This window comes from Streptomyces sp. NPDC052721, assembly GCF_040678315.1.
Lineage (GTDB): Bacteria > Actinomycetota > Actinomycetes > Streptomycetales > Streptomycetaceae > Streptomyces.
The window spans coordinates 37,691-47,654 of the sequence record NZ_JBFATL010000057.1; the positions used below are offsets into that span (position 1 = coordinate 37,691).

Here is a 9,964-nt window from a genome sequence, read left to right on the forward strand (position 1 = left end):
CCGCCCCAGGGGACGACTCCCTTTCGCCGCCCGTCCTTGTGCCGGTCATCGTAGCCGCACCCCGCCTGTCGCCACACCCTGTCACCGCGATGTCACTGTGCACATAGCGGAAACGCGGCGAGACCCCGGACGGTTCCCGGAATCCGGGATTCCTCCGCGTTCCCGGCCTTCATCATGCAGCAACTCCCCGCGTCCGCCGGAGGTTCCCCCGGCTTCACCGCACATCCGTCCGATCCGCTCACCATGGTCACCCCGCGCTCACTCCGAGGTCATCCACTGACGCATCACCGACAGCAGGTGATCAGGATCGACCGGCTTGGTGACATAGTCGGAGGCGCCCGACTCGATCGCCTTCTCCCGGTCGCCCTTCATCGCCTTCGCGGTGAGCGCGATGATCGGCAGCCCCGCGAACTGCGGCATCCTGCGGATCGCCGTGGTCGTCGCGTACCCGTCCATCTCGGGCATCATGATGTCCATCAGGACGACCGCCACGTCGTCGTGCTGCTCCAGCACCTCGATGCCCTCGCGGCCGTTCTCCGCGTACAGCACCGACAGGCCGTGCTGCTCCAGGACGCTGGTCAGCGCGAACACATTGCGGATGTCGTCGTCGACGATCAGCACCTTCTCGCCGCCGAACCGCACCGCGCGGCCCCGCTGCGGCGACCGCTCCTGCTCCGGCACCGCCGTCCACTGCCCGGACCGCTGCCCGTCCTCCGGCAGGCTCCGCCGCCGGCGCCTGAAGAGCGCCGCGGGGCCGTTCTGCGTCTCCTGGTACGACTTCACCTCGGCCGGCGTCTCGATCTCCACCGCGGACAGCTCCGAGGACAGATGCGCCTCGGAGGCGACCAGATCACCGGCCTCCAGCGCGGCCACGGACTGCTGGTAGCCCTGCGGCGGCAGTTCGCTCGGGTGCAGCGGCAGGTAGAGCGTGAACGTCGAACCACGGCCCGGTTCGCTCTGCGCGTGGATCTCACCGCCGAGCAGCTGCGCGATCTCCCGCGAGATCGACAGGCCGAGGCCGGTGCCGCCGTACTTGCGGCTGGTAGTGCCGTCCGCCTGCTTGAACGCCTCGAAGATCACCCGCATCTTGCTGGCCGCGATGCCGATACCGGTGTCGGTCACCGAGAACGCGATCAGCTCGCCGTCCGGATCGCGCAGCGAACCGGCCTCCAGCAGCTGCTCCCGGATGGACTGCGGCACACTCGCGCCGGCGGGCCGGATCACCAGCTCCACCGACCCGGAGTCGGTGAACTTCACCGCGTTGGACAGCAGGTTCCGCAGCACCTGCAGCAGCCGCTGTTCATCGGTGTGCAGGGTCGCCGGCAGCTCCGGGGAGACCCGTACGGACAGATCCAGGCCCTTCTCCGCGGTCAGCGGCCGGAAGGTGGCCTCCACGTAGTCCACCAGCTGGACGAGCGCGATCCGCGTCGGGGAGACGTCCATCTTGCCCGCCTCGACCTTCGACAGGTCGAGGATGTCGTTGATCAGCTGGAGCAGGTCGGAGCCGGCGCCGTGGATGGTCTCGGCGAACTCGACCTGCTTGGGCGAGAGGTTGCCCTCGGCGTTGTCGGCGAGCAGCTTCGCCAGGATCAGCAGCGAGTTGAGCGGGGTGCGCAGCTCGTGCGACATGTTGGCGAGGAACTCGCTCTTGTAGCGCATCGAGACCGCGAGCTGCTCGGCACGCTCCTCCAGGACCTGCCGGGCCTCCTCGATCTCGGTGTTCTTCACCTCGATGTCCCGGTTCTGCCGGGCCAGCAGCTCGGCCTTCTCCTCCAGTTCGGCGTTGGAGGCCTGCAGCGCCTTCTGCCGGTTCTCCAGCTCGGCCGACCGCTCCCGCAGCTGCTCGGTCAGCTCCTGCGACTGCTTGAGCAGCTGTTCGGTCTTGGTGTTGACCGAGATGGTGTTGACGCTGGTCGCGATCATCTCGGCGATCTGGTTGAGGAAGTCCTTCTGGATCTGCGTGAACGGCGTGAAGGACGCCAGCTCGATCACGCCGAGCACCTTGCCCTCGAACAGCACCGGCAACACGATGACCTGCGCGGGCGGCGCCTCGCCGAGCCCGGAGGAGATCTTCAGATAGCCGCTCGGCGCGTCCGACACCAGGATCGTGCGCTTCTCCTGCGCGGCCGTACCGACCAGCGCCTCACCGGGCCGGAACGCCGTCGGCATGGAGCCCATCGAGTAGCCGTACGAGCCCAGCATCCGCAGCTCGTAGTCGTCCTCGCCGTTGCCGACGCCCTTGCCCTCCATGAGCGGCATCGCCACGAAGAACGCGCCGTGCTGCGCGGACACCACAGGCGTCAGCTCGCTCATGATCAGCGAGGCCACGTCCTCCAGGTCCCGGCGGCCCTGCATGAGGGCGGAGATCCGGGCCAGGTTGCCCTTGAGCCAGTCCTGCTCCTTGTTGGCGATCGTGGTGTCGCGCAGGTTGGCGATCATCTTGTTGATGTAGTCCTGGAGCTCCTGGATCTCGCCGGACGCGTCCACGTCGATCTTCAGGTTCAGGTCGCCGCGGGTCACCGCGGTCGCCACGCGCGCGATGGCCCGCACCTGCCGGGTCAGGTTCCCGGCCATCTCGTTCACGGACTCGGTGAGGTCCCGCCAGGTGCCGTCGACGTCACGCACGCGTGCCTGACCGCCCAGCTGTCCTTCCGTACCCACCTCACGGGCCACCCGGGTGACCTCCTCGGCGAAGCTGGACAGCTGGTCGACCATCGTGTTGATCGTCGTCTTCAGCTCAAGGATCTCGCCGCGAGCGTCAATGTCGATCTTCTTCGTCAGGTCACCCTTGGCGATGGCCGTGGTGACCATGGCGATGTTGCGCACCTGACCGGTCAGGTTGGACGCCATCTGGTTCACCGACTCGGTGAGGTCCTTCCAGGTGCCGGCCACACCCGGCACGTGCGCCTGGCCACCGAGGATGCCGTCCGTGCCCACCTCACGGGCCACCTTGGTGACCTGGTCGGCGAACGAACTCAGCGTCTTCACCATGGTGTTGATGGTGTCGGCGAGCTGCGCGACCTCACCGCGCGCCTCGATCGTCACCTGCCGCGTCAGGTCACCGTTGGCGACGGCCGCGGCCACCTGGGAGATGTTCCGCACCTGCATGGTCAGGTTGTTGGCCATCAGGTTGACGTTGTTGCTGAGGTCCTTCCAGATGCCCGTGACACCCGGTACGTGCGCCTGGCCGCCCAGGATGCCCTCGGTACCCACCTCACGGGCCACCCGGGTCACCTGCTCGGCGAAGCTCGACAGCTGGTCGACCATCGTGTTGACCGTCGTGACGAGCTCCAGGATCTCGCCCTTCGCGTCAACAGTGATCTTCTTCGACAGGTCACCCTTGGCGACCGCCGTCGTCACCTCGGCGATGTTGCGCACCTGGATCGTCAGATTGTTCGCCATGAAGTTCACCGACTGCGTGAGGTCCTTCCAGGTGCCGGAGACACCCTGCACCTCGGCCTGACCGCCGAGGATGCCCTCCGTACCCACCTCACGGGCCACCCGCGTGACCTCCTGGGCGAACGACGACAGCTGGTCGACCATCGTGTTCAGCGTGTTCTTCAGCTCCAGGATCTCCCCGCGCGCGTCCACGGTGATCTTCTGGGACAGGTCACCGCGCGCCACGGCGGTGGCGACCTGCGCGATGTTGCGCACCTGGGCCGTGAGGTTGCCGGCCATGCCGTTCACGGAGTCGGTCAGGTCCCGCCACACACCGGCCACACCGGGCACCTGCGCCTGGCCGCCCAGGCGGCCCTCCGTACCCACGTCCCGCGCGACCCGGGTCACCTGGTCGGCGAAGGCGGACAGCTGATCGACCATCGTGTTGATCGTGTTCTTCAGCTCGAGGATCTCACCGCGCGCGTCGACGTCGATCTTCTGGGACAGGTCACCGCGCGCCACGGCCGTCGTCACCTGGGCGATCTGCCGCACCTGCGACGTCAGGTTGCCGGCCATGAAGTTGACGGAGTCCGTCAGCTCCTTCCACGTACCGGAGACGCCGTCCACCCGGGCCTGACCGCCCAGCCGGCCCTCCGTACCCACGTCCCGGGCCATCCGCGTGACCTGGTCGGCGAAGCTCGACAGCTGGTCCACCATCGTGTTCACGGTGTTCTTCAGCTGGAGCATCTCACCGGACACGTCCACGGTGACCTTCTGCGACAGGTCGCCGTTGGCCACCGCCGTGGTCACCTGGGCGATGTTGCGCACCTGCCCGGTGAGGTTGCGGAACGCGGTGTTGACGGAGTCCGTCAGGTCCTTCCACGTGCCGGCCGCCCCCGGCACCTGCGCCTGGCCGCCCAGCTCACCCTCGACGCCGATCTCCCGTGCGACCCGCGTCACCTCGGCACCGAACGCCGACAGCTGGTCCACCATGCCGTTGACGGTGTTCTTCAGCTCCAGCATCTCGCCGGCCACGTCCACGGTGACCTTCTGCGACAGGTCACCGCTGGCCACCGCGGTCGTCACCGCGGCGATGTCCCGCACCTGCGTGGTCAGGTTCCGGAACACCGTGTTGACGGAGTCCGTCAGGTCCTTCCACGTCCCCGCCGCGCCCGGCACGTTGGCCTGCCCGCCGAGCCGCCCCTCCGCGCCGACCTCGTTCGCCACCCGCGTGACCTCGTCCGCGAAGATCCGCAGCGTCTCGGTCATCTGGTTGATCGTCTCGGCGAGCTGCGCCACCTCACCGCGCGCGGGAACCGTCACCTTCTGCGACAGATCACCGTTGGCGACAGCGGTCGTCACCTGAGAGATCCCACGCACCTGTGCGGTCAGGTTGCCCGCCATCGTGTTGACGGAGTCGGTCAGCTCCTTCCACACGCCGGCCACCTCGGGCACCTGCGCCCGGCCGCCCAGGATGCCCTCGGTGCCCACCTCCCGGGCCACCCGCGTGACCTCGGAGGAGAAGGCCGACAGCTGGTCCACCATCGTGTTGACGGTGTTCTTCAGCTCCAGCATCTCGCCGGCGACATGGACGGTCACCTTGCGGGACAGGTCACCCTTGGCGACCGCCGTGGTCACCAGGGCGATGTCCCGCACCTGGGCGGTCAACCGGTCCGCCATGGTGTTGACGGACTCGGTCAGGTCCTTCCACGAACCGGACATACCGCGCACCCGGGCCTGCCCGCCGAGCTTGCCCTCGGTGCCGACCTCGCTGGCCACGCGCGTGACCTCGTCCGTGAACGTCGACAACTGGTCGACCAGGTTGTTGACGGTACGGCCGACCTTCAGGAACTCACCCCGCAACGGATGCCCCGTACCGCCGTCCGGTGCCTGCGTCCGCAACTCCATCCGCGGCGACAGATCGCCCTCGGCGACCGCCGTGAGCACCCGGCTGACCTCCGAGACCGGCCGGACCAGATCGTCCACCAGCGCGTTGGAGTTGTCGATGGCCGTCGCCCAGGAGCCCTCACAGGCCCCCGTCTCCAGCCGCTCCGTGAGTTTTCCCTCACGCCCCACCATGCGCCGCACCCGTGACAGCTCACCGGTCAGATGCAGGTTCCGGTCGGCCACCTCGTTGAAGACGGCCGCGATCTCCGACATCACGCCGTCCCCGGAGACCGTGAGCCGCTTGCGGAAGTTCCCGTCGCGCATCGCCCCGAGAGCCGCCAGCAGCCGGTTCAGGGCAGCCGTGTCCACTGTGGTGGTGCCGCCGCTCCTGCCCAGGGACGATTCGCCTTTCGCGCGCGTCTTCGTGCCTCGCGTCGCCGCGCCAGACTCCACTGTGTCCCTCCCGGAGGGGTAGACCGTTACTGCTGTGCTCGGCCGCTTCGGCCCGGCCTGCCGGTCATCGGCATACCGGTTACTTCCGCGTACCGGTTACTGCTGCGTATTTCTGCCAGACGAGATCCGGCCACACCAGGGGCTGCTGCCCGCCGTACACGGAACGCACGCAGCCCGACCCGACCTTCGTCAGAAGCTTGCCCAGTGTTTCACCCCGGCCGAACCCGGCCATAACAGTTCGGCAGCTTCGCACATCGTCCGCACACCCTGGGGGCGTAAACACCGGCGACCGGCCTCCGCTCGGACCGCGAAGGTAAGTAACCTTGCATGCGGCTGTCCAGCCGCACCGGTCCGACCGGTCTGGGCGGTGGCACGAGTACGAGCGGGCATCGGAGGGGCGGCCGGACACCATGACCACCGGACTGATCCCCGGGGGACAGCCCCCGGAGCCACAGCCGACGGGCGAGCTGATGCCGCAGCAGCGGAGCGAGCCGGCCGGCCACGCAGCCCTGCATGTCGACGACCGGCCGAGGAGTTCTGTGATCACCGCGCGCGCGGCTGCCAGTTTCGAGCCCGTCGGACGATCGGTCGCGACCGCCCGGTCCTTCGTCCGCGACACCCTCCAGGGCTGGGGGTTCGCCGACATCGTCGACGACGCGGTGGTCCTCACCAGCGAGCTGGTGACCAACGCCGTCGTCCACGCGGGCACGCACGCGGAGGTGCTGTGCCTGCGCACCGAGGACGGCGTGCGCATCGAGGTCTCCGACCGCTACCCGGAGCGCGAGGTTCCGCTCCAGAGTTCCGCCGTCGCCATGAGCAGCCCCGACCGCGAGGGCGGCCGCGGCCTCCAGCTCTGCGCGGCCCTGGCCACCCGCTGGGGCGTGGACTACACCCCCACCCACAAGAACGTCTGGTTCCAGCTCAACCTGCCCGAACGCCCCGTCGGCACCCGCACCGCCGGCCCGGCCCTGCCCGCCGACCTGCTCCCGCTGGCCGACGGCCGCGTCCGCGTCGCCGTCCTCCAGGTCGACCGGAAGGGCGGCATCAGCGCCTGGAACGAGGACGCCGAGGAACTGTTCGGCCACCCGGCGTCCGACGTCATCGGCAAGCCCCTCACCGACCTGGCCGCCTGGCCGCACACCCCGGGCACCGGCACCGGCATCGCCGAGGCCCTCCAGCTCTCCCGCTGGGAGGGCACCTACGGCATCCGCGGTGCCGACGGCCGCGTGGCCCAGGTGTACGCCTCTCACCTCAGGGTCCGCGACACCGGCGGCGAACCCTCCACCGTCTGCCTCCTCGTCCGCGACCACGAGCGCGCCGTCCTGCAGACCCCGTCCCGCGTCCCGGCCACCGACCCGGCCCCGTCCGCCGACGGACAGAGCACCGATCCGTTCGAGGTGTTCATCGGCTCCCCCGCCCCGGACGACCTCGACGGCCTCCTCCAGCGCACGGTGGAACGCGCCCGCGACATGCTCGACGGCGACTCCGCGTTCCTCCTGCTCGCCACCGACGACGAGACGGAACTGGAGGTCCGTGCCTCCACGGGCCTGCCCTCCGCCCGCCAGCGCTTCGCGCGCGTGCCCGTCGAGGCGGGCCCCGGCCGCTACGGCTCCGCCCGCATGCCGGCCGTCCACGACGACCTCGCCGCCGTCCCCGGGGCCGTACCCCTGCTCGCCGGAACCGGCATGCGCTCCGTCGTCACCGTCCCGCTCAAGGTCGAGGGCCGCCTCACCGGCTCCCTCGGCGTCGCGGCGGAGGCACCCGGCCGGTACACCAACGAGGAGGCGCTGCGCCTGCAGTTCGCCGCCGACCGCATCGCCCTGGCCGTCGAGTCGGCCCGCCTCGGCGAGCTGGAACGGCTGCGGCGTGGCTCCCTGAGCTTCCTGGTCGAGGCCTCCGACCTGCTCGCCGGCACCCTGGACCGGGACCAGACCCTCGCCCTGATGGCCCAGATGACGGTCCCGACGCTGGCCACCTGGTGCGCGGTCTACACGATCGCCGACCAGGCCTCCGAGCCCTACCTGTCGTACGTCCTGCACGAGGACGAGGAACTCATCGACGGCATCAAGTCGTTGCTGTCGAAGGTTCCCCCGCCGGACCCGGTGCCGACGCCCGGCGCCCGCGTGTGGACGACCCCCGGCGAGATCGCCCACCAGGCCGCCCTGCGCACGTCCATGCGCAGCCTGGGCCTGGCCGGCGGCCCCACGCACCAGGTGGCCTCCGGCATCGGCCCGACGCTCGCGACGGCCTCCGCGGTCGGCGGCGAGACGGTCGTCCTGCCGCTCGTCGCCCGCAACCGGGTCATCGGCATGCTGACCCTCGGCAAGCCCACCGACGAGCACTTCCGCCAGGAAATCCTGGAACTCGCCGAGGACTTGAGCCGCCGGGCCGCCCTCGCCCTGGACAACGCCCGCCTGTACTCGGAGCGCACGGCCATCAGCCAGTCCCTCCAGCGCAGCCTGCTCCCGCCGGGCCTGCCGCAGATCGACGGCGTGGAGGTCGAGGTCATCTACCGCGCGGCCGGCGAGGGCAACGAGGTCGGCGGTGACTTCTACGACCTCTTCCCCATCGGCGACGGCGCGTACGGCTTCGCCATCGGCGACGTCTGCGGTACGGGCCCCAACGCGGCGGCGGTCACCGGCCTGGCCCGGCACGCCCTGCGCCTGCTGGCCCGCGAGGGCCTGTCCGGCCCGGCCGTGCTGGAGCGCCTGAACTCCGCGATCCTCGACGAGGGCGACCGCAGCCGTTTCCTGACCCTCCTCTACGGCGAGCTGCGCCCGCAGGAGGACGGCAGCGCCGAGCTGAAGGTCGTCTGCGCCGGTCACCCGCTCCCGCTGCGCCTGCGCCAGGACGGCACGGTGGTCGCCGCGGCCGAACCGCAGCCGCTGCTGGGCGTCATCGAGGACCTGGAGCTGTACGAGGAGACGGTCACCCTCGACCCGGGTGACGTGCTGCTCTGCGTCACGGACGGCGTCACCGAACGCCGGGAGGGCTCGCGCATGCTGGGCGACGACGGTCTCGCCGACGTCCTCACGACGTGCACGGGTCTGACGGCGGGCGCGGTCGCGGCACGCATCATGCGCGCGGTGGAGCGTTTCGCCTCCGACGCCCCGTCCGACGACATGGCGATTCTGGCGATGCGGGTCCCGGGAATCCACAAGGAGGCCTGAGGAAGCACGAAAAGGCCCCACCCCGGAGGGTGGGGCCTTTTTGCTGGAGCCCCCAAACGGAATCGAACCGTTGACCTTCTCCTTACCATGGAGACGCTCTGCCGACTGAGCTATAGGGGCCTGTCGTTTTCGAGGTTTCCCTCGCGGCGACGAAGAAACTGTACCCCGAGCAGGCCCGAGTTCCCAAATTCGTGCCGAGCCCGGTCAGAAGGCGGACTGAAGCAGACCGCCCAGGGCGTTGCAGGCGGACACGATGCGGTGCATCTCCCGTTTGGTGAGCGCGGCGTCCACGGGCAGCGCGAGGGTTTCGTCGGCGGCCAGCTCGGTCTGCGGCAACGACACGCACCGACGGAACTCCGGCAGCCGGTGCACGGGTGTCTTCACCGGCACGCGGCACTCAATTCCCTTGGCCCGCACGGCCCGCGCGAAGGCGTCCCGGTCCGGCCGGCCGTTCCCCGGAACGCGCACGACGTACTGCTGATAGGTGTGCCCGTCCCCGCCGTCCGGCGTCCGTACGCCCTTCAACTTGGCGTCGAGATAAGCGGCCTGCTGCCTGCGCTGCGCTATCTCGTCGTACGGCGTCTCGTACTCGCCCTGCTCCAGCACCAGCAGTCCGTGCCGCTGCCCGAGCGCGTGCAACCGCGCGATGTCGGCCCGCCGTCCGAAGCGGTGGACGACAACCACCGCGGCCGTACGGGCGGTTACGGCCGCCTCGACCGCGTCCGGGTCGAGGCAGTAGGTCACGGGATCTATGTCCGCGAACACCGGGAGCGCGCCCGCCAGGGTCACCGCCTCGGCGACCTCGACGTTCCCGAAGGCCGGTACGACGACCTCGTCACCGACTCCCACGCCGGCGGCCCTGAGCATTGCTGCAGTTCCCATGTCTGCGATGCTGGGCTCGCAACGTGAACGACACGTTACGCACAACAGAAAAAGGCCGGACCCCGAACCGAAGTTCAGGATCCGACCTTTTCAAAATTTGTTCGGCGGCGTCCTACTCTCCCACAGGGTCCCCCCTGCAGTACCATCGGCGCTGTGAGGCTTAGCTTCCGGGTTCGGAATGTAACCGGGCGTTT

The 9,964-nt window shown here is 69.5% G+C and carries 3 protein-coding genes, 1 tRNA gene and 1 rRNA gene; 1 reads left to right on the forward strand and 4 read right to left on the reverse strand.

Annotated elements, in window-relative coordinates:
- Window positions 1-258 precede the first annotated feature (258 nt).
- Entirely contained in the window at window positions 259-5,718 is a 5,460-nt protein-coding gene (locus tag AB0L21_RS35750) for a HAMP domain-containing protein (RefSeq protein ID WP_365709523.1), read from the reverse strand.
- Between the two features lie 410 nt (window positions 5,719-6,128).
- Between AB0L21_RS35750 and AB0L21_RS35755 the strand changes: the two genes are divergently transcribed.
- Entirely contained in the window at window positions 6,129-8,888 is a 2,760-nt protein-coding gene (locus AB0L21_RS35755) for a SpoIIE family protein phosphatase (RefSeq protein WP_365788343.1), read from the forward strand.
- A 44-nt stretch (window positions 8,889-8,932) separates the two neighbouring features.
- Here the strand turns inward: AB0L21_RS35755 and AB0L21_RS35760 are convergent.
- From AB0L21_RS35760 to rrf, 3 genes are all read right to left on the reverse strand, one after another.
- Window positions 8,933-9,008 (reverse strand) — tRNA-Thr (locus AB0L21_RS35760).
- Between the two features lie 84 nt (window positions 9,009-9,092).
- Window positions 9,093-9,755 (reverse strand): DegT/DnrJ/EryC1/StrS family aminotransferase, encoded by a 663-nt coding sequence (locus tag AB0L21_RS35765; protein ID WP_365788346.1) that lies wholly within the window; start codon window positions 9,753-9,755, stop codon window positions 9,093-9,095.
- Between the two features lie 114 nt (window positions 9,756-9,869).
- A 5S ribosomal RNA gene (gene rrf / locus AB0L21_RS35770) occupies window positions 9,870-9,964 on the reverse strand; the annotation flags it as partial.